The sequence below is a fragment of the Neorhizobium tomejilense genome, assembly GCF_964254135.1.
Lineage (GTDB): Bacteria > Pseudomonadota > Alphaproteobacteria > Rhizobiales > Rhizobiaceae > Neorhizobium > Neorhizobium tomejilense.
Map to the genome: position 1 here is coordinate 102,463 of NZ_CAXUSO020000002.1, position 20,700 is coordinate 123,162.

The 20,700-nt window shown below is 55.5% G+C and carries 23 protein-coding genes, 1 tRNA gene and 2 pseudogenes; 20 read left to right on the top strand and 6 right to left on the bottom strand.

The features are described from left to right. Window positions 1–29 precede the first annotated feature (29 nt). The 9 genes from hisD to ACSQ3G_RS23280 all read left to right on the top strand — a co-directional run bounded on the left by hisD (window position 30) and on the right by ACSQ3G_RS23280 (window position 5,035). Entirely contained in the window at window positions 30–1,343 is a 1,314-nt protein-coding gene (gene hisD / locus ACSQ3G_RS23240) for a histidinol dehydrogenase (protein WP_436111852.1), read from the top strand. A 3-nt stretch (window positions 1,344–1,346) separates the two neighbouring features. Further along, complete coding sequence (locus ACSQ3G_RS23245; protein ID WP_046607346.1) at window positions 1,347–1,820, top strand: UPF0262 family protein; 474 nt, start codon at window positions 1,347–1,349, stop codon at window positions 1,818–1,820. 2 nt (window positions 1,821–1,822) lie between these two features. Next, window positions 1,823–2,302, top strand: coding sequence for an arsenate-mycothiol transferase ArsC (locus tag ACSQ3G_RS23250; RefSeq protein WP_105441081.1), 480 nt, complete (start codon window positions 1,823–1,825; stop codon window positions 2,300–2,302). A gap of 152 nt (window positions 2,303–2,454) precedes the next feature. Further along, entirely contained in the window at window positions 2,455–2,673 is a 219-nt protein-coding gene (infA, locus tag ACSQ3G_RS23255) for a translation initiation factor IF-1 (RefSeq protein WP_004435948.1), read from the top strand. 25 nt (window positions 2,674–2,698) lie between these two features. Next, on the top strand, window positions 2,699–3,319 hold the full coding sequence (locus ACSQ3G_RS23260; protein ID WP_436111853.1) for a Maf-like protein: 621 nt from the start codon (window positions 2,699–2,701) through the stop codon (window positions 3,317–3,319). Window positions 3,320–3,450: 131 nt separating this feature from the next. Further along, a complete protein-coding gene (gene yacG, locus ACSQ3G_RS23265) occupies window positions 3,451–3,660 on the top strand; it encodes a DNA gyrase inhibitor YacG (RefSeq protein ID WP_046607348.1) in 210 nt (69 codons plus the stop codon). 167 nt (window positions 3,661–3,827) lie between these two features. Beyond that, window positions 3,828–3,903: transfer RNA gene (locus ACSQ3G_RS23270), tRNA-Phe, on the top strand. Between the two features lie 525 nt (window positions 3,904–4,428). Next, on the top strand, window positions 4,429–4,590 hold the full coding sequence (locus ACSQ3G_RS23275) for a hypothetical protein (protein ID WP_436111854.1): 162 nt from the start codon (window positions 4,429–4,431) through the stop codon (window positions 4,588–4,590). Window positions 4,591–4,807: 217 nt separating this feature from the next. Then, window positions 4,808–5,035, top strand: a complete 228-nt coding sequence (locus tag ACSQ3G_RS23280) for a hypothetical protein (RefSeq protein ID WP_436111855.1) — start codon at window positions 4,808–4,810, stop codon at window positions 5,033–5,035. Between the two features lie 176 nt (window positions 5,036–5,211). Here ACSQ3G_RS23280 and ACSQ3G_RS23285 read toward each other — a convergent pair. Next, a pseudogene (locus ACSQ3G_RS23285) lies at window positions 5,212–6,299 on the bottom strand (IS3 family transposase). A 161-nt stretch (window positions 6,300–6,460) separates the two neighbouring features. On the opposite strand from ACSQ3G_RS23285, the gene ACSQ3G_RS23290 reads away from it, so the two are divergent. The 4 genes from ACSQ3G_RS23290 to ACSQ3G_RS23305 all read left to right on the top strand — a co-directional run bounded on the left by ACSQ3G_RS23290 (window position 6,461) and on the right by ACSQ3G_RS23305 (window position 11,026). Beyond that, entirely contained in the window at window positions 6,461–7,396 is a 936-nt protein-coding gene (locus ACSQ3G_RS23290; protein WP_436111856.1) for a glycosyltransferase family 2 protein, read from the top strand. A 22-nt stretch (window positions 7,397–7,418) separates the two neighbouring features. Further along, window positions 7,419–8,189, top strand: a complete 771-nt coding sequence (locus ACSQ3G_RS23295; RefSeq protein ID WP_436111857.1) for a class I SAM-dependent methyltransferase — start codon at window positions 7,419–7,421, stop codon at window positions 8,187–8,189. A 26-nt stretch (window positions 8,190–8,215) separates the two neighbouring features. Next, window positions 8,216–9,685, top strand: a complete 1,470-nt coding sequence (locus ACSQ3G_RS23300; protein ID WP_436111858.1) for an NAD(P)/FAD-dependent oxidoreductase — start codon at window positions 8,216–8,218, stop codon at window positions 9,683–9,685. Between the two features lie 435 nt (window positions 9,686–10,120). Continuing rightward, complete coding sequence (locus ACSQ3G_RS23305) at window positions 10,121–11,026, top strand: class I SAM-dependent methyltransferase (RefSeq protein WP_436111859.1); 906 nt, start codon at window positions 10,121–10,123, stop codon at window positions 11,024–11,026. Here ACSQ3G_RS23305 and ACSQ3G_RS23310 read toward each other — a convergent pair. Next, the gene (locus ACSQ3G_RS23310; RefSeq protein ID WP_436111860.1) at window positions 11,023–11,658 is read right to left on the bottom strand and encodes a class I SAM-dependent methyltransferase; all 636 of its coding nucleotides are present in this window, start codon (window positions 11,656–11,658) and stop codon (window positions 11,023–11,025) included. The two genes, ACSQ3G_RS23305 and ACSQ3G_RS23310, sit on opposite strands and share 4 nt — an antisense overlap. Before the next feature lie 324 nt (window positions 11,659–11,982). On the opposite strand from ACSQ3G_RS23310, the gene ACSQ3G_RS23315 reads away from it, so the two are divergent. From ACSQ3G_RS23315 to rfbB, 5 genes are all read left to right on the top strand, one after another. Next, window positions 11,983–13,821 (top strand): hypothetical protein, encoded by a 1,839-nt coding sequence (locus tag ACSQ3G_RS23315; protein ID WP_436111861.1) that lies wholly within the window; start codon window positions 11,983–11,985, stop codon window positions 13,819–13,821. After that, window positions 13,818–14,513, top strand: coding sequence for a WbqC family protein (locus ACSQ3G_RS23320; protein ID WP_436111862.1), 696 nt, complete (start codon window positions 13,818–13,820; stop codon window positions 14,511–14,513). The genes ACSQ3G_RS23315 and ACSQ3G_RS23320 overlap by 4 nt, the downstream gene beginning before the upstream one ends. Before the next feature lie 255 nt (window positions 14,514–14,768). After that, window positions 14,769–15,656, top strand: coding sequence for a glucose-1-phosphate thymidylyltransferase RfbA (rfbA, locus tag ACSQ3G_RS23325; protein WP_436111863.1), 888 nt, complete (start codon window positions 14,769–14,771; stop codon window positions 15,654–15,656). After that, on the top strand, window positions 15,653–16,789 hold the full coding sequence (rffA, locus tag ACSQ3G_RS23330) for a dTDP-4-amino-4,6-dideoxygalactose transaminase (RefSeq protein WP_436111864.1): 1,137 nt from the start codon (window positions 15,653–15,655) through the stop codon (window positions 16,787–16,789). Before rfbA ends, rffA begins: the two co-directional genes overlap by 4 nt. A 22-nt stretch (window positions 16,790–16,811) precedes the next feature. Further along, complete coding sequence (gene rfbB / locus ACSQ3G_RS23335; protein ID WP_436111865.1) at window positions 16,812–17,906, top strand: dTDP-glucose 4,6-dehydratase; 1,095 nt, start codon at window positions 16,812–16,814, stop codon at window positions 17,904–17,906. A 38-nt stretch (window positions 17,907–17,944) separates the two neighbouring features. On the opposite strand, the pseudogene ACSQ3G_RS23340 reads toward rfbB, so the two are convergent. The 4 genes and pseudogenes from ACSQ3G_RS23340 to ACSQ3G_RS23355 form a co-directional block, all read right to left on the bottom strand. Then, a pseudogene (locus ACSQ3G_RS23340) lies at window positions 17,945–18,085 on the bottom strand (IS630 family transposase); the annotation flags it as partial. Next, complete coding sequence (locus ACSQ3G_RS23345; protein WP_436113253.1) at window positions 18,045–18,260, bottom strand: hypothetical protein; 216 nt, start codon at window positions 18,258–18,260, stop codon at window positions 18,045–18,047. The gene ACSQ3G_RS23345 and the pseudogene ACSQ3G_RS23340, both read right to left, overlap by 41 nt. A gap of 2 nt (window positions 18,261–18,262) precedes the next feature. Continuing rightward, window positions 18,263–18,850, bottom strand: a complete 588-nt coding sequence (locus ACSQ3G_RS23350) for a hypothetical protein (protein WP_436111866.1) — start codon at window positions 18,848–18,850, stop codon at window positions 18,263–18,265. Further along, on the bottom strand, window positions 18,847–19,428 hold the full coding sequence (locus tag ACSQ3G_RS23355; RefSeq protein WP_436111867.1) for a GNAT family N-acetyltransferase: 582 nt from the start codon (window positions 19,426–19,428) through the stop codon (window positions 18,847–18,849). Before ACSQ3G_RS23355 ends, ACSQ3G_RS23350 begins: the two co-directional genes overlap by 4 nt. Window positions 19,429–19,724: 296 nt before the next feature. Between ACSQ3G_RS23355 and ACSQ3G_RS23360 the strand changes: the two genes are divergently transcribed. Together ACSQ3G_RS23360 and ACSQ3G_RS23365 are read left to right on the top strand one after the other, a co-directional pair. Beyond that, the gene (locus ACSQ3G_RS23360) at window positions 19,725–20,399 is read left to right on the top strand and encodes an AAA family ATPase (RefSeq protein ID WP_436111868.1); all 675 of its coding nucleotides are present in this window, start codon (window positions 19,725–19,727) and stop codon (window positions 20,397–20,399) included. After that, a complete protein-coding gene (locus tag ACSQ3G_RS23365) occupies window positions 20,396–20,683 on the top strand; it encodes a hypothetical protein (protein ID WP_436111869.1) in 288 nt (95 codons plus the stop codon). Before ACSQ3G_RS23360 ends, ACSQ3G_RS23365 begins: the two co-directional genes overlap by 4 nt. The last annotated feature ends 17 nt before the right edge of the window (window positions 20,684–20,700 follow it).

Below are 20,700 nucleotides of genomic sequence, written 5' to 3' on the forward strand. Positions count from 1 at the left end.
TTGTTTTTTGAGCTGGAAGGAATATCCGCTTGGCAATTTGGCTGGATCAGGCGTCGCCGGATTTTGAGGCAAGATTTTCCGCATTTCTGTCGACCAAGCGGGAGGTCTCGGAAGACGTGAACACGGTGGTGCGCGCCATCATCGACGATGTGCGTGCTCGCGGCGATCAGGCGCTGATCGATTATTCCGCCCGTTTCGACGGTATCGACCTGGCCAAGGTCGGAATAAAGGTGACCGAGGCCGAGATCGGCGCCGCACTTGCCGCGACCGACCGGAAGGTGATCGACGCGCTGAAGTTCGCCGCGGAGCGCATCGAGCGCCACCATGCCCGCCAGATGCCGAAGGACGATATCTACGAGGACGCGATCGGCGTCGGCCTGGGCTCCCGTTGGACGGCGATCGAGGCGGTCGGGCTCTATGTCCCGGGCGGCACCGCGAGCTATCCGAGTTCTGTGCTGATGAATGCGGTGCCGGCAAAAGTTGCCGGCGTGCCGCGTGTGGTCATGGTCGTGCCGGCCAATGGCGGAACGATCAATCCCGCAGTGCTTGCCGCCGCCCACATCGCCGGCGTCACCGAGATCTACCGCATCGGCGGCGCGCAGGCGGTCGCGGCACTCGCCTATGGCACGGAGACGATCGCCCCGGTCGCGAAGATCGTCGGCCCCGGCAATGCCTATGTGGCGGCTGCCAAGCGCCATGTCTTCGGCACCGTCGGCATCGACATGATCGCCGGCCCCTCGGAGGTCCTCGTCATCGCCGACGGGGAAAACGATCCGGACTGGCTGGCGGCCGATCTGCTCGCCCAGGCCGAACACGATGCCGGCGCGCAGTCGATCCTGGTTACCGACGATGCCGGGCTCGGCAAGGCGGTGGAGGCCGCTGTCGAGCGCCAGCTGAAGACCCTGTCGCGTTCGCAGACCGCTGCCGCCAGCTGGCGTGATTTCGGCGCCGTCATCCTGGTGCCGGACCTGCAGGCCGCGCTGCCGCTTGCCAACCGCATCGCCGCCGAGCACCTGGAGCTCGCCGTTGCCGATCCCGACGTGCTGCTGCCCGGCATCCGCAATGCCGGCGCGATCTTTGTCGGCCGCCATACGCCGGAAGTGATCGGCGACTATGTCGGCGGTTCCAACCACGTGCTCCCGACCGCCCGCTCGGCCCGTTTCTCGTCCGGCCTTTCGGTGCTCGATTTCGTCAAGCGCACCTCTATTTTGCGGCTTGGGCCCGATCAGCTCCGCCAGCTTGCGCCCGCGGCGATTACGCTTGCCCATTCCGAAGGCCTCGATGCCCACGCCCGTTCCGTTGCGATCCGCCTGAACGGCTTGCCCCTCGACGACGAGGGTTGACGGATGGGGCAAGGGGACTTCCGGCTCTACGACGTCGTTCTGGACGACTCGATCGGGCGCTCGACGCCCGATGTGGAACACGAGCGGGCGGTCGCCATCTTCGACCTCGTCGAGGAAAACTCCTTCGAGCCATTCGGCCATGCCGGCGGCCCCTACAAGCTGAAACTCTCGCTCGTCGATGCCAAGCTGATGCTCGGCATCACCACGGACAAAGACGAGCAGGTCGCGACCCATATCCTGTCGCTGACCCCCTTCCGGCGGATCATCAAGGATTACTTCATGATCTGCGAGAGTTACTACGAGGCGATCCGCTCCTCGACGCCAAGCCGCATCGAGGCGATCGACATGGGCCGCCGCGGCGTCCACAACGAAGGCTCGCAGACGCTGATGGACCGGCTGGACGGCAAGATCCGCGTCGATTTCGATACCGCGCGGCGGCTTTTCACGCTGGTCTGCGTGCTCTACTGGCGCGGCTGAGCATGGAGGCAGTGCCCGCCCCCCTGATGAAGGCCAAAAGACCGGGCGCCATTCTTTTCATGTGCGGCTTCAACGTCATCCGTTCGCCGATGGCGGAGGCCATTGCAAAGCGGCTGCTGCCACCCGATATCTACGTCCAGTCGGCTGGCGTGCGCTCCGGCGAGCGCGATCCGTTCGTGGATGCGGTACTGGAGGAGGTCGGGCTTTCGATCGGCCGCCATCAGCCGCGTACGCTGGAGGAGCTCGAGGACGATTTTTTCGACCTGATCGTCACGCTGACTCCGGAAGCCCACCATGCCGCGCTGGAACTGACCCGTTCAAATGCCGTGGACGTGGTCTACTGGCCGACCATGGACCCGACCGCTGCGACAGGCACCCGCGACCAGATGCTGGGTGCCTATCGGGAGGTCCGCGACCATCTCTGGAAGCTGATCGACGAGCGCCTTTCCCGCATCAGCCGGCATCCGGCCGAGACCGCCTGAAACCGCTCGCCGCAGGCCGCTTGAAACGACATTGAGAATAGCGCTCAAGCGAGGTTCACAAAGCGGACATGATTGTGTAGTTTCCGCGCAAATTTCCGGGCGGGCGCGAAAAGCGTTGCCGGCCCAACCAAACACAGGAAGAAAAACTATAGATGGCTAAAGAAGAAGTCCTCGAATTCCCGGGCGTCGTGACCGAACTCCTGCCCAACGCGACGTTTCGCGTGAAGCTGGAAAACGAACACGAGATCATTGCCCACACCGCCGGCCGCATGCGCAAGAACCGTATCCGCGTTCTGGCTGGCGACAAGGTGCTCGTCGAAATGACACCTTACGACCTGACCAAGGGCCGCATCACCTACCGCTTCAAGTAATCCTCATCATCCGCGGCGGGCTCTCATGGCGCTGGAACAAAAGCTGATACTGGCCTCCGGTTCTCCGCGCCGCCTCGACCTCCTCAACCAGGCCGGCATTACGCCGGCGCGGCTGATGCCGATGGATATCGACGAGACGCCGAAGAAATCCGAACATCCACGCTCGCTCGCCCGCAGGCTTTCGACCGAAAAGGCCGAAGCGGCACTGGCGGCGATCAAAAACGATCCGGCCTGGCGGCACAGCTATATCCTGTCGGCCGACACGGTGGTCGCCGTCGGCCGCCGCATTCTCGAAAAGACCGAATATACGCAGGAGGCCTCGTCGGCCCTGCACCTGCTCTCCGGGCGCGGCCATTGGGTCTATACCGGCATCTGCCTGATCACCCCCGGCGGTCAATTCCGCCAGAAGGTCGTGCAGACCAAGGTACGCTTCAAGCGGCTTTCCACCCGCGAGATCGAAAACTATATCGCGTCCGGTCAGTGGCGCGGCAAGGCGGGCGCCTACGCGATCCAGGGTATTGCCGGATCGTTCATCCAGAAACTCGTCGGCTCCTACACCAATGTCGTCGGCCTGCCGCTTTTCGAGGTGACCGGACTTCTGGCGGGCGAAGGCTTCGACGTGGTGGCGGCCTGGCCGGAGGGCTGATAGAGGCGGGTCCAGACGGTGCAGGCCGATGGAGCAGGCCGAAAGGCGCTTCGGCTGCGCCCGCAGGGTGTCATCGGCGCTGGAAGGCTGCCGAATGCGCCATGCCCCCCTGTAGAAAGGAGTATTCAACGATGACATCAGAACCGATCAAGACCGGCGGCAAGGTCGAGCCGCTCAGGAAGACGAGGCCCTGCCCGGAATGCGGCAAGCCCTCGGCGCGCGACCACTATCCCTTCTGCTCCGACCGTTGCCGTACGCTGGACCTGTCGCGCTGGCTGACGGGCTCATATGCCATTCCTGTCTCGGACGACGAGACCAAGGCCGACGGTTCGGACGACTGAGCCGGGCAGGTCGCGCCTGTTTTTGTTCAGGAAATCGCGATTTTCGCAAACCTGTCAAAAAAGTGGTCTCTGGCGCTGGACATGGCCGAACAAGATGTTATAACCCCGCTCGCTCCGGGGGATACGCCCCCGCCGGCCTCGGGCCGGAAGGCTTCATAGGCCTCGATGCCCGGATAGCTCAGTTGGTAGAGCAGCGGATTGAAAATCCGCGTGTCGGTGGTTCAAATCCGCCTCCGGGCACCATTTCTTTCAAAGAAATCCAGTGCTTGGCGCAGTTGCGCTTTTCAGCGTGTTGCAAAATATTCCCAACGAATTCAACGGGTGTGTAGGTGTTGCAAACAAGTCCCTGCAACACGGCAACTAGGTAAAAGCCGCCCTGCAGAACAGGACGGCAATACCGTATGGGATTTGCCCTGCGGTGTAGGAGCGGGTGGTGATGGCAAATCCCCGGTGTGGTGGTGGGCGCCTCTGGAATCGAACCAGAATTTCCAGCTTATCTTCGTCGACGAGAACGGCGAAGGTCAGGGCGTCCGATTGCGAAAGGAAAAGTAGACAACTTTTCCGCTGCATGATCTGCTCCAGAAAAATGGAGGGGAACATGGCAGCGGACTGGATTGCCTTGATCAAGGAACAGGGTGAGGTCGCGAAGCGGATGGCGACAGATGTTCCCACGGTATTGTCGGATCCGAACCTCACACTAGACCAAGCCTCTAAGCTCTACAAAGTGGTTGAGCGAGGCGCTCTGGACTTGGATTCCATTGTTGAAAGATGGAAGAGTTCGAGGTAGACGAGCCCCTGTTCGAGGCGGACGAAGTGCCGCAGAACATCTGGGACAAACTGTCCATCGCTTTGGCCAACAAAATGCGGACAATGCAAGGTTTGGATCCGATTGAGTTTCCAGATGACGATGACGAAGAAGATGATAATTGAAACCGGTGCCCTTCACGTCCGGCTGCGGGACCGGCAGCCTTGAGCCTCGGTTACACCACCCGGCTGTACGAACTAGTGGCAGACGGTGCGCTGGAGCCCCTTGGCCGCAGCCCAATAAGCCAGTACGGCGGATTCTGCCCAAACGTGGGTTTTGACAAAGAGGAACGATCAAGCCCGGATTTGGTTTACCCACATTCTGAGACTTATGGAGGCCACCATGTGGGCAATCCTGATCGGTGCCGCCCTAATAATCGGCGGACTTCTTCTTCTCTTTTCGTCTGCACTTGGTCGAAGACCGAGTGATCCGCATCAAATGCCGCTAGGCGGCGGCACGCTTGAGCCATGGCGCCAAGGCCTCAGGTACCTTGGAATATCGAAAAACTGGCCAGGCCTAGCCATAATCGCGGCAGGCGCACTTCTGTTGGCTCTGGGTGGTTATTCGTGACGCTCGACACGCTTGACCGCTCCAAAACGTTGAAATAGCTTTCAATAACGCCTCACCAGAGCCACCACCACAGAGGAGACGATGAAAGGCTTTCGGCATTCGTGCCGGCGGCAAAAGAGGTGGCTCGGTTTGTCTGAGCAGTTCCGGGCGTTTTGCTAAGTGGATTTCCGCCTCGATTATGCTGCTACCATCAGCGGTGTCAGCGCATTGAAGTAGCGCCGGCTGTTGTAGAAGTTCAGATATCGGCCAATGGCAGCGCGGGCCTCGGACACGGTCTTGTAGGTGTGGAGATAGACCTCCTCGTATTTGATCGACCGCCAGAGCCGCTCGACGAAGACATTATCCCGCCACGCGCCCCTTGCCGTCCATCGAGATAGCGATCTCAGCTTTCTTCAGCACCGCCTGAAGTCCACTGAGGTGAACTGCGATCCCTGGTCGGTGTTGAATATTTCAGGCTTTCCATAGCGAGCCAGCGCCTCCTCGACCGCTTCGATGCAGAAGTCTGCTTCCATCGTGATCGACAGCCGCCATGACAGAACCCTCCGGCTGAACCAGTCCACGACAGTGCAGAGATAGACGAAGCCGCGCGCCATGGGGATGTAGGTGATGTCCATTGCCCAGACGTGATTGGGTCTGGTGACTGGCATCTTGCGCAAGAAATAGGGATAGACCTTGTGTCCCGGCGCGGGTTTGGAGGTGTTCGGGCGACGGTAGATGGCCTTGATGCCCACCTTCTTCATCAGCGTGGTGACGTGCAGCCGCCCAGTTTCCAGTCCTTCTCCCCTCAAGAGCCCTTGCAACATCCGGCTTCCGGCAAAAGGGTAGTCGAGATGCCGTTCGCATCAGGGCAAGATCGTCCTCCGACACTGGACGTGGAGAATAGTAGACGCTGCCACGGCTGAAGCCGAGAAGCTTCGCCTGGCGTGTGACCGACAGTTCGTGTACGCGGACGATCATTTTTTTCCGCCCAGCAATCCCGCCTTGCCGAGCGCTTCGGCTAAAAAACGTTCTCCAGTGTGAGTTCGCCGATCTTGGCGTGCAGCGTTTTGACATCGACGGTGGGGCCCGCCGGTTCCGCCTTCGGTTCATCGCCGAAAACGCCTGTCGTCCCCTCAAGGAGGTGGTCTTTCCAATGTTTGATCTGATTGGCGTGCACGTCAAACTGCTGGGATAATTCCACCAGCGTCTGCTCGCCTCGGATGGCGGCGAGCGCAACCTTTGCCTTGAAAGCCGGGCTATGGTTCCGGCGCGGTCGTCTCGTCATGGTATCTCCTGTTCTCGGCATCTAAGCCGAAGTCAGGCAGAAATTCCACCTATCCTGGCTGTTCAGATTTCCCGAGCCAGCTCTATCGTAGCAGTCGTTGACAGAAAAACTCTTTTTCCCTAATTGGAAGGCCCATTCGATTTGGGAGAGGCAGCGACCTGATGCAATTTTCAATAGTAATTCCGATCTACGGGGATGGCTATTTGGCAAGAAACTGCTGCGAGGAGCTACGGCACGTCTTTCAGGCATACCTTGAAAAAACTGATATCTCCGCGGACATGGAACTGATTTTCATTAACGACGGCAGCCCAAACAACTCCTTTGAAATTCTCAAAGAAGTCCGGAACGACTTCAATTTTGTTAAAGTCGTTGATCTCTCGCGCAACTTTGGACAGCACGCGGCAATTGCCTGTGGTTTCCAATTGGCATCTGGCAAGTATGTAATGCGCATGAATGTAGACTGTCAGGACCCGCCTTCCGAGGCTCCCAAGCTGCTCGATGCCGTTAGGACCGGGCAATATGATCTCGTAATCGGCCAGTATAGGAAGCGGAACAGCCCTCTGGTGGACCGAATTACTTCTAAGTTGTACTTTTGGGTTTTCGAATTGTTCACGGGCCTCCGTTCCCCGCCTCACACATCCCCTATGCGAGTTATGAATAGAGCATTCGTGGACGTCTATAACAGTCTGACGGAGAAAGCCCGCTTCCCACAAGGCCTCGATCAATGGCTGGGCTTCCGTCATCATTACGTCGAAATCATTCACAGGGAACGGGCCGACGGTAAGTCGTCCTACAATTTTCGTAAGCGACTGAGGCTTGCCCTGACGGGAATTCTCTATTTTTCAGATAGACCGCTGAAGTTCATCGCAGGAATTGGACTCGCCTTCGCCCTTATCGGCGCTTTACTTGGCACCTTTGTGGTCGTGCAAAAGCTGTTGGGCGCCACTGTTATGCCGGGTTACACATCACTTGCCGCAATCGGCCTGATCGGATTCGGCGTTCAGGTGGGCAGTACAGGCGTACTCGGTCTGTATCTGGGACGGGTCTTTACCGAGGTACAAAACAGGCCGCTTTATATCGTGCGTGAAATTCTCTAATACACGATAAGGAAATCAGAACATGTCAACAGGTCACGAGTCGTCAATCCTTTCTTACTCACCAAGTGATGCACTGGAGTCGAGGAAAGAAATTTTTGATATCATGCAGTCCTATCAAGCAACGGATGAGGAGAAGGAGCGTTCGCTCGGTCTTTTTCTAAGAGGTTCGTTGCTGGCTAGGATCCTAGGCGTCGCTGAGATCTATCAGAAGATAGTTTCTCTTCCGGGGATTGTCATGGATATCGGCACGTGGAGAGGCCAAACGGCCGTATTGTGCGAGAATCTTCGCGCAATTTACGAGCCTCTTCATTTCAATCGGCGTATTGTCTGCTTTGACACATTTGAAGGCTATGCGGGATTCTCTGACAAAGATAAGTCCACCGAACTCCATAAGGAGGGAACTTACGACCTCGGCGGAGAGGACTACTCCAAATTTCTTAGCAGGCTGCTCGTCTTGCACGAACGTAGTAACGCTATGGGGAACTACAACGGCAAGCACAAAGTCATCAAGGGTGATTGTCGCGTCGAAATCCCGAACTTCTTCACAGAAAATCCTGGGGAGTTCGTCTCCTTAGCCTTTTTCGACGTCAACTCGTACGATCCGACTCTGAAGTCCTTTGGGGATGTCTGGGACCGCCTGGTGCCCGGTGGCATTGTCGCGTTCTGGCAAATCAGTCGCGGTGTTGCCGTTCAGGCCGAGGGCCAAGTTTACGCGGACAACATTCTGACGAAAGTGCCCCATAAAATTTACCGGAGTTCGACTTATCCGGGCCTCTGCTATTTGGTTAAATAGCCGTCTAATTCAGCTATTGGGTTCTTATGGAAACAGTTATAATCGGTAACGGGATCATTGCCCTGACAACTGCGTTTCGCCTCGCGAAAAGGGCAGACGCTCGGGATCTTATCACTATCATCGGGCCGAGCGCCCGCGCGGGTTCTGCTACCCGAGCGGCGGGCGCCATGTTGAACTCGTTTGCCGAGATCGAAAAAGGATCGCTCGATCATGAAATTGACATGTTCCGTTTCGAACTCAGCCATTTAGCGGGGAGAATGTGGCCGCGCTTCGAGAATGAAATGATCGAAGCCGGCGCGTCTTGTCTGCCATTGGGATGCAGGAAGTGCTCTGGCTTCGGCGGCGGCGGTTGCGTTGATACCGGTACCTACGTTGTCAATAACACCGCCGCAGATGATCTGGATGACGAAAACTACGATGCAATCGTCAATGCCCTAGAGCAATTCGACGAACCGTTCAGGCATGTCTCGCCAAGAGACATCCCAAACTATTTGCCGGAACAGAAGGCGCGAGCAACACGCGCCCTCTACATTGAAAATGAAGGCTGGTTCAATCCGAAACTAATTTTGGAGAAACTCGACAATCTTCTCAAGCGGTTCCCTCAGGTAAGGTTTGTTGATGCCGAAGCACAACGGCTGTTGAAGACGGCTGAGGTGTTAACCGGGGTTGTACTTTCCAATGGTGAAACGCTCGTTGGTGACACCTACCTCCTAGCGACGGGGGCGACGGTCACGGATCTGATTGAAAAGAGCGATCTGGGAATTGATATCCAGCGCATTTTCTATGGCGTTGGGGTTTCGCTTGAAATCAGAAGCCGCGACTTTCCACACACCAAGGCCATAAGGACGCCTAACAGGGGGCTCGCGTGCGGTATTTACAGCGTACCATTCTTCCGTGATCCCGACGAGCCACAAGACCATATCCTGATCGGTGCGACGAATTTTATTTCTCCCACTCCGTACAACTATGGCCGCCTTACCAGCGTCGAAACGCTGATGAAGGCCGCTATGGAACAGATCAACGTTAATTTTTACAAGGCTGATCTCGTCGGCATCAATGTAGGCTGGCGTCCGACAAGCCAGGATGGCTATCCGCTGATCGGCCGGACCTCGATTTCGAATCTAGTTGTCTGCACCGGGACCAAGCGTGACGGGTTTCATCTGTCGCCGCTGCTTTCGGAGATACTGGCGAACATCATACATGGCGACAAGACGGATGAACGCATTGAGTGGTTTCATCCCGAACGCAAGCCGCTGCGTATCCTTAGTCGCGAGGCAGCAATCGAGAAATCAATCAAGCATATCATGAGCGCCGCCTATCAGCACGGCTTTACGCCTTCACCGGGCGGACTCACGCGACAAATCGTCGAAAGTCATAAGGCCAACTTAGAAAGACTGCATGATGATGTCGGAGCCCACGACTGGGGCATCCCGCCGGACATGCTGGATATGTACCGGTACGGTCATGCTAAAACTGAACTACGGCAAAATAAATGAGATTTTTTCTCGCACTGGCTCCGACCATCTCCTTCGTAGTATATGGGCAGTTGATGCTCAAGTGGCGCGTAGGCACACTTGTGAAAGCGGGAGTGCTCAATGGAGGAATTTGGGAACGGCTAGTTTCCTATTTGATTGATCCCATTATTGTATCTGGCTACGTAGCGGCATTTCTCAGCTCGCTTTCGTGGATGATAGTGGTTGAGCGGTATGCGCTGAGCTTGGCATTTCCGGTCTACATTGGGATGACTGTGTTTCTGGTTACGCTCGGAAGCGTCGTTCTACTGGGAGAGAATTTAAATACACAGAGGGTTCTCGGAATTTTCATAATATTACTCGGAGTTATACTTTGCAGTCAGTCGCAATAGATGCCGACTGCTTAGTGCCTTTAACACCATCCCTCCCTCTAAACACGGCATAAAGTGCGGATACAAAATGAGGAAATATGAATATATCGATCAATGGCTGGAAAAAGCCAGGGCGTATTTTTCTGTAAATGCTCCGCAGTTGCTCGGCATATTCGACACTTATTCCGCAGAAGCGCGGTTTTCGGTTGACCATATCCGTGGGGACCTAGAATCTTTGCGCCCAGATGCGAAGATTCTTGAGGTTGGCGCAGGTTCCTTCCTACTGACATGCTTTTTAAAGTCTGCGGGTTACCAGATCGTTGGACTTGAACCCGTCGGCGATGGATTTTCACACTTTGATCAAATGAGGACTTTGGTCCTTAAGTGCGCGGCCGAAGACGGTATTGAACCTGAGTTTCTGGGGGCTTACGCGGAAGATTTGGACGTCGATTTGGTATATGATTATGCGTTCTCAATTAATGTGATGGAGCATGTGGGAAATGTCGATCGAGTCATCGAGCGGGTTGGGCGAGCGCTAAAGCTGGGGTGTTTTTACAGATTCACCTGCGCAAACTATGCCTTTCCTTACGAACCGCATTTTAATATTCCGACTCTCTTCTCAAAGAGGTTAACACGTTACGTGTTTGACAGCCGGATCAGGTCCAAGGCGGACCTACTTGATAACGAGGGTATCTGGGCGTCGCTTAACTGGATTACGGCCTCATCAGTCAAACGATCGGTGCGTAGGATCCCCTCTCTCAATGTCAAAATGAATACGCGTATGCTTGAAAAGGCAGTGAAGCGACTTGCAACAGACCGTGAGTTCGCAGCTCGCAGATCTCCATTTATGCTTCGTTTCGTGGCTTTCTTAGTTGCAATTAAAGTGCATAAATTTTTCTGGATCGTGCCCGCCGAAATTCAACCGCTAATCGATTGTTGGGTAGAGAAAATTTCAACACAGTCACCGACTACACTGCCGCAGGTTGCGACCTAAAGGTCCTTGCGCACAATTATCGTAAACTCATACAATCCGTAGTCGTGGAGAAGCGCTACATTGCGCGAGAAGCGCCGCTTGCATATGTCAAAGAGCCCGAGCGGATCGGCATAATAAAGGTAGGATCGCATCTTTTCCGAGTCCGAGTATGACGTGAGGCAGTTGAACGCAAATCCCTTCCGCGACGAGGCATTCATCTTTTCTATGGTCTGGATTATAGAGCTCAGCCAGTCTTCGTCCGATCGCTCGAGCCGCACGTTGAATATGCCCGACGCGACACAATAGTCCGAGGGCTCATCCAGGGAGTTCCCGACCAGGAACCGGAAATTTTGCTGATTCTCGAACCGGGCGTTGGCAGCCGAAACCATCTGCTCGGAGATATCTATGCCCGTATATTGAAAATCGTGGTTCAGAGTTCTGAGATAGTCGACCAGCGCCCCATATCCGCAACCGATGTCTCCTATTGTATATGGAGCTGCGGGGTCGACAACTTTTAGCAGTTGAGAGAACCGGAGGTTCTGGCCCGCCTCACCGCTCCAATCCACGCCAGCTGCACGGTTTCCATGCGCCCGGAGCTTGTCGGAGTAATAATTTGCCACGTCGTTGAGGAGGTCGCCGTTTTCCAAAGTCATTCGATACACTCATGTCGTTATGGGCCGATCATGATAAACGTATCCGATGCTTGAAAACAAACGTTATGTTTGACTTCGAGGTGTCGGATCAGCGTAACCCGTTCTGCTCCCACATTGCTCGCTGTCGCCTGATCTGTGATCGCCTATCCATGGACAAGCGACAAGGAGTTTCTCCATGGAGATTACAAATCTAGGCTATTCAAACTCAAGTATGGAATCACCCATCGAAACGGGTTAAGAGGTCTTCAACATTCGGGGGTGCCGGTGATCGTGGGTAAACCGGGTAGGTTATCTGCAGTTGGGTATTGAGCAGTGAGTAGCCGAGTGGCTCTGAAAGATAAGACCAATAATCCGACGGTAGCAGTTACGCGCCATGCAACGGCGACCATTTCGGTTTTGGGAACATTGGTGATTTTAGGCTGGCTTCTCAGATACAGCTTCTATGGACTCGATTTTACAGACGAAAGCTATTACCTCGTATGGATGTCGAACCCTTTTATCTACGAGGTTTCGGCATCGCAGTTCGGTTTTATTTACCGTCCTCTTTATATTCTCCTGAACGGCGATATTGCCTTGCTCAGGCAAGCCAACATAGTAATCACCTTCAGCTTGGGATGGGGGTTAGCTTATACCTACTTGGCTTCACTCGCGCCTGAGGTCCGCCAAGGTCGTGTCGCCCTACATGTCACTGCCGCAGGGTTGGGCACCAGCTCCCTTGTCGTGTTCAGTACGTGGTTGGCCACCCCAAATTACAACAGCCTTGCATTTCAGTCGCTGATGATTACTGCCATCGGTCTGCTTCTCGCCGACAAAACGATCAGTCGTAAAAGCGTCGCTGGATGGATCATCGTTGGCATCGGCGGTTGGTTGGCATTCATGGCCAAGCCAAGTACGGCGGTGGCGTTGGCTGTCGGCATTTTCGTCTGCCTTCTAGTGTCCCGCAAGTTCTCGCTTCGACTGCTTTTGCTTGCTGCCGCGACCACTATCGGGCTTCTTCTGCTCAGCGCGACGGTGATCGACGGATCCATTTTGGGTTTTGCAAAACGACTCCAGCTTGGGATTGATTTCGGGGGATATCTAGGTGGTGGTCACACCATGAGTCAAATCCTTCGGATTGACAATTTTCGAGTCCGCACCCCGGGACAGCTAGCCATTCTGTCTGTTTTGGTGATGGCACTTGTTGCGATCTGGGGTGCTCTGTCTGAAAAACCGAGGGACGTGATCGTTTTCCTGGCTGTATCTGTTGTTTTTTTCACGGCCACTGCGTTGCTCGCCTTTGGCCGAGTTCATAAGACCGCCGGTCTCGGAGAATTTGAGGGACTGCTGATCTTCGGGGTAGTATTTGCCGCTGCGTTGACCGGCCTGATATTTGGCCGGCCCAAGGCGCTGAGTTCTCTTTCAGTAGCGCAATGGGCGGTAGCCATCTTCTTTCTCGCAATGCCACACATTTATGCATTTGGAACGAACAGGAATTATTGGGAGAATGGAGCTTGGGCGGGCATTTTCTGGCTGCTGGCAGGCGTAACGCTATTGCGGCCGGTTGTTCGTGAACGTGGAACCTGGTCGTTCGCACTGCCGCTTGCGCTGGCTACTCAGATGGTCACAGCAGTCCTCTTGCAGACGGGGCTGGAACAGCCCCAGCGCCAAACTCAGCCTCTCAGGCTTAACGAAACTACTTTGGAAATCGGACCGCAACGGTCTGCTTTGGTATTATCCGCAGGCTATGCGACTTATATAGCTGATGCGGTGGCGGCCGCCCAAAATGGCGGTTTCGAACCCGATACCCCAGTGATAGATTTATCAGGCCAGTCCCCGGGCATCCTTTATGCTATCGGTGCAAAAAATATTGGCCAAGCTTGGATCATAGGTGGATATCCAGGCAGCCTGAAGCTTGCTAAAGCCGCGCTGGACCGTGTTCCGTGCGAAAAGATTGCGGAGGCGTGGGTTCTCTTTGAGCCCGATGGCCCGCGGAGCATTCCGACGGAACTCATGTCGAGTTTGGGAGCTGCTTTTCCTCGAAGCTATCAGGAGGTAGGTACTTGGCGGACTGCAGAAGGTGCAGGCGGCTATGATGCCAGCCGTGCCCAAGAACTTTATAAACCGACGGCAACGACTGAGGCTTTGAGTGCCTGCAGAGCCATTCGAGCGAAGGAAATGAAGTGAAGAAGGTGGCTATCGTCCAGTCCAACTACATCCCGTGGAAGGGCTATTTCGACATGATCGCCGCGGTGGATGAGTTCATACTCTACGACGACATGCAATATACTCGACGCGATTGGCGCAATCGGAACCAAATCAAAACGCCTCAGGGGGTTCAATGGCTCACGGTTCCCGTCCGTGTTAAGGGGAAGTACCTCCAGAAAATCCGGGAAACGGACATAGAGGGCACTGAATGGGCGAGTGCCCACTGGAAGAGCCTAGTCCAGAACTATCGTCGTGCCCCACACTTTGAGGAAATCGCTGGGTGGTTGGAGCCGCTTTACCTGAATGAATCGCCAATTCGCCTTTCGGAGCTCAACCGTCGATTCATCGAGGCAATATGCGATTATCTTTCGATCCAAACCGTGATTTCCAATTCGTGGGACTACAGGTTGGTGGATGGAAAGACAGAGCGTCTGGCAGAGCTTTGTGCGCAAGCTGGTGGCACAAGGTACGTATCTGGCCCCGCGGCAAAAGACTATGTAGATGAAGAAGTCTTCAAAGAGCGAGGAATAGAGCTTACCTGGTTCGACTATACGGGTTACCCGGAATATCCCCAGCTCTGGGGCGGGTTCACTCATGGCGTGACGATCCTCGATCTGCTGTTCAATTGCGGGTCCGAGTCGAGCAGAAAGATGAAATGGGTGCATCCGTGAAGCGGTCTCTCGTAAGCACCATGTATCGATCAGCCCAGTATCTGGATCGCATAATCCGATGACATGCCGGTTGATGACCCGCGACTATGTCAACGATGGGTATTGCGTGCGGAAAGTGTTCTTATCAGAACTGGTTTGAATCTTCCGCTGGGTGGTTCACTACTACTCGTCGCCAGAAAGATGTGGAAGCAACCATCTTTCAGCATGAGGGGTTTTTATCCAATCGAGGCCGATCGTGTCGGTGAGGAGACATGAATGAAAGCGATTGTTCTTGCTGGCGGCGCGGGCTCGCGGCTGTATCCCCTGACGCAAGTCTCCAGTAAGCAGCTACAGGCTGTTTTCGACAAGCCTATGATCTATTACCCTCTGACCGTTCTGATCGCGTCAGGGGTCAGGGAATTCTGCCTCATTGCGACGCCACACGACTTGCCTCGGTACCGGAGTTTGCTCGGGGATGGCAGCCAGTGGGGAGTGGCAATCCAGTATCGCGAGCAGCCAAGACCCGAAGGAATTGCACAGGCATTTTTGATTGCGGCGGATTTTGTGGGCACCGATGATGTGATCCTGATGCTGGGCGACAATATCTTTTCCGGTGGGGACGATTTCCCCCGGGCAGTCTCCAGCTTTACGGGTGGTGCAACAATTTTCGCTTACCACGTCAAGGATCCCGAGCGCTACGGCGTGGTGGAGTTCGACCGGAACGGAAAGGCGATCTCCATTGAAGAGAAGCCCCAGCATCCCAAAAGCAGCTACGCCGTCCCTGGCGTATATGTCTACGACAACAGCGTGCTGGGCATTGCGAAGGCGGTGAAGCCGTCCGTCCGGGGCGAACTGGAAATCACTGATATCAATCTGGAGTATCTGAGGCTCGGCAAGCTGCAGGTACGGCGCTTGAGCCGCGGCTTTGCCTGGCTTGACGCCGGCACCAGTACCGCGCTGCACGAAGCTTCTTCCTACATCGAGGCGATCGAGCGACGGCAAGGCGTAAAAATCGGTTGTCCGGAAGAGGCGGCGCTGGTGAGAGGGTTCCTCAGCATTGCCCAATTTGAAACCTTGATCGAGCGCATGCCGGCATGCGAGTACAGCGACTATCTGCGCGGCGTCGCCGACGAGTGGCACAGGCTTCAAGAGGATCAGCAGTGAGCGAGAAAATCCCGTTCAACCGGCCATTCATGACCGGTAAAGAGCTATACTACATCGCGGAAGCGAAGTTCGGCAACATGCTTGCAGGCGACGGACCTTTCACGAAGCGTTGCCACGAGTGGCTAAAAAATAAGAGTGGATGCGTAAAACCGCTGCTGACGCACTCGTGCACCGCCGCCTTGGAGATGGCGGCATTGCTTCTCGACATCGAGCCTGGTGACGAGATCATCATGCCTTCGTTCACGTTCGTTTCGACCGCCAATGCATTCGTGCTGCGCGGCGGCGTTCCGGTGTTCGTCGATATCCGGGAAGACACTTTGAACCTGGACGAGCGCCTCATCGAGTCGGCTATCACCTCGCGCACTCGCGCCATCGCCCCGGTTCATTATGCGGGTGTCGCCTGCGAGATGGACACCATCATGAGCATTGCCAAACGCCATGGCCTCAAGGTCGTGGAAGATGCGGCGCAGGGCGTGATGGCAGCCTATAAAGGGCAAGCACTGGGCAGCATTGGCGATCTCGGGGCCTACAGCTTTCACGAAACCAAGAACGTAATTTCGGGAGAAGGCGGAGCCCTGCTGGTGAACGACCCCGCCTTGGCGGTGCGCGCCGAAATCATCCGCGAAAAAGGCACGGACCGCGGACGCTTTTTCCGGGGTGAGGTCGATAAATACACTTGGCAGGAGGTGGGTTCTTCGTTCTTGCCGGGCGAGCTGATCGCGGCTTTCCTATGTGCCCAGCTTGAAGAAGCCGAGCGCATCACCAACCACCGCTTGGACATCTGGCAACATTATCACACGCTTCTTGAACCGCTTGAGGCTAGAGGATTGCTTCGCCGGCCCATCGTCCCGGACGAATGCCAGCACAATGCTCACATGTACTACGTTTTGCTGGCGCCGGAGATCGATCGTCAGAAGGTACTCAGTGAACTGAAGAGGAGCGATATCTTCTCGGTTTTCCATTATGTGCCCCTGCACTCTTCGCCCGCCGGAAAACGGTATGGCCGCACGCAGGGCGACTTGCAGGTGACCAACATCCAGTCGGAAAGGCTGGTGCGTCTGCCCCTGTGGGTTGATCTGACTGCTGAGCAGCAGGAACACGTTGTCAGGGTTTTGAAAGATGCCATCGGCTGAGCCATCAAGAGCATCGACGGGAATGAAAATTCTGGTGACGGGCGGGGCCGGTTTTATCGGATCGGCAGTTGTCCGTCACATTATCCAGAATACCGGCGACTCGGTCGTCAACGTCGACAAGCTGACCTATGCTGGAAATCTCGATAGCCTTCGTTCAATCGACGGATCGAGCCGTTACATGTTCGAGCGCGTCGATATCTGTAATCGGCCTCAGCTAGAGCGGGTATTCGACCAACATCTCCCAGATGCCGTCATGCACCTTGCAGCAGAGAGCCATGTTGATCGGTCCATCGACGGTCCCGCGGCCTTTATCGAGACCAACATCATTGGCACCTATACCCTGCTCGAGGTGAGCCGAACTTATTGGCAGGGATTGGACGCAGAGCGTCGGCAGGCCTTCCGATTCCATCACATCTCTACCGACGAAGTTTACGGCGACCTGCCTCACCCAGCCGATACCGTTGATGCCCACCACCACCTTTTTACCGAAAACACCGGCTATGCCCCCAGCAGCCCATACTCGGCGAGCAAGGCCAGTTCCGATCATCTGGTTCGCGCCTGGATGCGAACATATGGTCTGCCGGTTCTGGTGACCAACTGCTCCAACAATTATGGCCCTTACCACTTCCCGGAGAAATTGATCCCCTTGGTGATCCTAAACGCCTTGGAGGGGAAGCCTCTGCCGGTCTATGGATCTGGCGATCAGATACGGGATTGGCTTTACGTCGAGGACCACGCGCGTGCGCTTCACAAGGTGGTCAGCGAAGGCCAGGTTGGGTCGACCTATAATATCGGTGGCCACAATGAAAAACAGAATCTGGAAGTTGTCAGGACAATCTGCGATGTCCTGCAACAGCTGGCTCCTCCCGGTGTCGGCCATCCTGTCAAAGAATACAGGTCGCTGATCACCCACGTGCAGGACCGGCCTGGACACGATCGCCGATATGCCATCGATGCGGGCAAGATCAAATATGAGTTGGGTTGGCAACCTGCCGAGACATTCGAGACGGGCATTCAGAAGACTGTACGGTGGTATCTGGACAACTTGGACTGGTGCCGTCACGTACAGGACGGCAGCTATCAACGTGAACGACTGGGGCAGGTCAGGCAGGTTTGATAGCGGATGCTATTGGGGCTAATCCGCATCCTCATTGATTAGAACCCATTGGCCCATTCTCTGCGTCCGATGGACATGATGCGCCATGGCTGGCTTTCGAGCTTTCGCCAAGCATCGCAGCAGTGGGCAACGATATCATCATAGGATTTGAAGACGCGGTTCGACAGCCAGTTCTCGCGCGATTGATTCGAACGCAACCGAAACTGCAAAAGTGGTTGGACCAGCTATTCCTTTACCCACACTCTCTTCGATAAAAAAACCCATGGTATCGTTGGTAGCGCCAAACGCATCACCCGCCCAACCGGGTGCCTTTTCCCAGCCGAAATTTCGGTCATTCTGGTTTTCGTCAGCCATCGTTACCTCACCGATCTCCAGCTTTTAATTATAACAATAGTTGTTTCTAAAATTAGAAAAAACAGAAAAAGCCACACAAAAGATACAAAAATCAAAACAATACTAGTGCCGAATATTAATTGACCAGGCCCTCCATATCTGCTTCCTGGAAATACGTAAAAAGCAGAAAAAAATAAGATAAAAGCCGACCAAAGAATAGAAATGTAACGAAGTCGGCCGGCATTTTTTCGTGTTTCTTTTTCAACGTAAGTACAAATCAATAATACCGTTAAGGGGGCAAGTATCGCAATAAATGGCGGGAAAACCCAAAACGACAAAAGCATCCTGCACCCCAACTGAGGGGTCTCATTGTCATAGAAGTGAGCCATATTGGTTAGCGGACCGGCGAGACGTAGAGCACTTGCGCAAAGGGAGCGGCCAAAGGCGCTCTCCAGCGGAAAAAAAGCAATTACTGTCCCCAATCCAGCAAATAGATAAAAGGACCATCTGAATAGCTTAGACAACGGTCCTCTTACCGGGGCGAAGTCAGGCAGAAGTAATACCGAGCCAGCCGGGTTGCTATTTCCTTCGTCGTCCTGCTCATTGCTCACGGGACTACGTAAGCTCCTCCAACTGGACGAGCCCCAGCGGCCTGCATCAGGCGATCAGTCGCTCGCAATTTCGAACCGGTTGTCACATGGACAAACGAGTGACTTGCTCCCATCGACCGGGCCCAATCGCGGAGCCCTGCGACGAGAGCCAGAAAGATTTTGGCGCGCCTGATGGGGCCGAGCTTCAGGTCGACTGCGATGACCTGCACATTGGCAAACAGCGGGCCGTCGGAAAGCATATACGAATCCGCAGTCGCCCACGCCACACCCGACGGCACTCCGCCCGATTCCGCCACAATGCAGACCATACGCGGCGGACGAGAGAGGATCGTCTGGAAGTGCTTTTTCAGCTTCCAGTCGGAAAAAGGCTGGTTGCGAAACACCGTGGTCGCATGATGCTGGATCATGATGTCGCGTACTGCTGGTATGTCCCCCTCGTCAAAAAGGCGAACACGCAGGCCAGAAGCAGGTTTCCGGTCAGCCTCGATTTCCGGGCGAGCGAAAGCGATCGCGGAAAGCGATTCTTGTGAAATGTCCATAGGTAATTTTGCCCCAAGCCCTATCAACAGGGAAGGCATCGCACTGCATCCGAAGGTTGTCAATCGAGGTTTGAAAAATATTGACGATGTAAACCCGATCGCAGCGGCAACAGGTTTCATCGCCGTCCGAGGGTCTCGCCCGAGCCGGCGTGTCTTGCTATCCGGGTGAGAGGCCGCCCGAGTTGGGGCCCCGCAACATTCGACGCAGATTCACTGTGGTGATTGACGCATCAACGTTAATGCAAAAGAACGCACTTGATGCGTCAGCGTTAACGCAGTAGCATCGTAATGCTTCGGCAAGCATCCTAACGCATGCAGCGTCAAAGGAGACTCCAATGCCTGTGATTACCGTCGCGAACCCTAAGGGTGGGGCCGGCAAGTCGACGACGACACTCGTGCTCGCAACCACACTGGCCCAGCAGGGCGCCAGCGTCGTTATCCTGGACTGCGACCCGAACAGGCCGATCGAGGGCTGGAGGCGGGGAGCCTCAAAAAATCCTGTCATCGTCGACGGTGGGGTCAACGAAAGCAGCATCACCGCCAAGCTTGACGAGTATCGCAAGAAATACCAGTTCGTGTTCGTTGATCTCGAGGGCACAGCAAGCCGGCTGATGTCGCGGGCGCTCGCCAGGGCACAGCTGGTCGTCATTCCCATTCAGGCCAGCCCGACCGACGCCGAGCTGGCAGCGCGGGCCATCCATCTCATTCAAGAGGAGGAGCAGGCCTTCGAGAAGACGATCCCCTACCGCATCCTGTTCACCAGGACGTCGCCGGCGATCGCCACCAAACTCGAAAAGCAGATTACCAGCCAGCTCGCGGCGGGGGATGTGCCGACGTTCCGCAATCACCTGTACGAACGGTCGGCGTACAAGGCGCTCTTCTTCCACCAGCTCGACTTGCTCGAGCTCGATCCATCCGAGGTGAACGGGCTGCCGGCAGCCAGGGACAATGCCCTGCGGCTCGCTGAGGAACTCGTCGATCTCGTCGCCAGCGTGAGGGCAGCAGCATGACCGGTAAGAACCTTGGCTTTGGCAAGCTTGCCGATATCAAACCGGACATTGAATCTGAACCTGGGATCTCAGATCGGAAGATCGATGAAATCGGCGAGCGCCACGGGTTCATCGCACGCGAACCGGTCCAGAAGTTGACCCGCCGGAAGCCGGCGGAGCCGTCCGCCAACCTCAATATCCGCCCGTCAATCACGACGTTCAACCGTTTCCTGCAATTTTGCGAGCGGAATCGGATGTCGTATCCCGAGGGGCTGAAGGAACTGATGGACAGGGCAGGGGTATGATTGACGCAGCTGCGTTA

What these genes read in the sequence shown, in the direction of transcription:
- ACSQ3G_RS23245 (WP_046607346.1), top strand. Translation starts at nt 1,347, where the DNA reads ATGGGGCAAGGGGACTTCCGGCTCTACGACGTCGTTCTGGACGACTCG.
- ACSQ3G_RS23250 (WP_105441081.1), top strand. Translation starts at nt 1,823, where the DNA reads ATGGAGGCAGTGCCCGCCCCCCTGATGAAGGCCAAAAGACCGGGCGCC.
- infA (WP_004435948.1), top strand. Translation starts at nt 2,455, where the DNA reads ATGGCTAAAGAAGAAGTCCTCGAATTCCCGGGCGTCGTGACCGAACTC.
- ACSQ3G_RS23260 (WP_436111853.1), top strand. Translation starts at nt 2,699, where the DNA reads ATGGCGCTGGAACAAAAGCTGATACTGGCCTCCGGTTCTCCGCGCCGC.
- yacG (WP_046607348.1), top strand. Translation starts at nt 3,451, where the DNA reads ATGACATCAGAACCGATCAAGACCGGCGGCAAGGTCGAGCCGCTCAGG.
- ACSQ3G_RS23275 (WP_436111854.1), top strand. Translation starts at nt 4,429, where the DNA reads ATGGAAGAGTTCGAGGTAGACGAGCCCCTGTTCGAGGCGGACGAAGTG.
- ACSQ3G_RS23280 (WP_436111855.1), top strand. Translation starts at nt 4,808, where the DNA reads ATGTGGGCAATCCTGATCGGTGCCGCCCTAATAATCGGCGGACTTCTT.
- ACSQ3G_RS23290 (WP_436111856.1), top strand. Translation starts at nt 6,461, where the DNA reads ATGCAATTTTCAATAGTAATTCCGATCTACGGGGATGGCTATTTGGCA.
- ACSQ3G_RS23295 (WP_436111857.1), top strand. Translation starts at nt 7,419, where the DNA reads ATGTCAACAGGTCACGAGTCGTCAATCCTTTCTTACTCACCAAGTGAT.
- ACSQ3G_RS23300 (WP_436111858.1), top strand. Translation starts at nt 8,216, where the DNA reads ATGGAAACAGTTATAATCGGTAACGGGATCATTGCCCTGACAACTGCG.
- ACSQ3G_RS23305 (WP_436111859.1), top strand. Translation starts at nt 10,121, where the DNA reads ATGAGGAAATATGAATATATCGATCAATGGCTGGAAAAAGCCAGGGCG.
- ACSQ3G_RS23310 (WP_436111860.1), bottom strand. Translation starts at nt 11,658, where the DNA reads ATGACTTTGGAAAACGGCGACCTCCTCAACGACGTGGCAAATTATTAC.
- rfbA (WP_436111863.1), top strand. Translation starts at nt 14,769, where the DNA reads ATGAAAGCGATTGTTCTTGCTGGCGGCGCGGGCTCGCGGCTGTATCCC.
- rfbB (WP_436111865.1), top strand. Translation starts at nt 16,812, where the DNA reads ATGAAAATTCTGGTGACGGGCGGGGCCGGTTTTATCGGATCGGCAGTT.
- ACSQ3G_RS23345 (WP_436113253.1), bottom strand. Translation starts at nt 18,260, where the DNA reads ATGGCTGACGAAAACCAGAATGACCGAAATTTCGGCTGGGAAAAGGCA.
- ACSQ3G_RS23355 (WP_436111867.1), bottom strand. Translation starts at nt 19,428, where the DNA reads ATGCCTTCCCTGTTGATAGGGCTTGGGGCAAAATTACCTATGGACATT.
- ACSQ3G_RS23360 (WP_436111868.1), top strand. Translation starts at nt 19,725, where the DNA reads ATGCCTGTGATTACCGTCGCGAACCCTAAGGGTGGGGCCGGCAAGTCG.
- ACSQ3G_RS23365 (WP_436111869.1), top strand. Translation starts at nt 20,396, where the DNA reads ATGACCGGTAAGAACCTTGGCTTTGGCAAGCTTGCCGATATCAAACCG.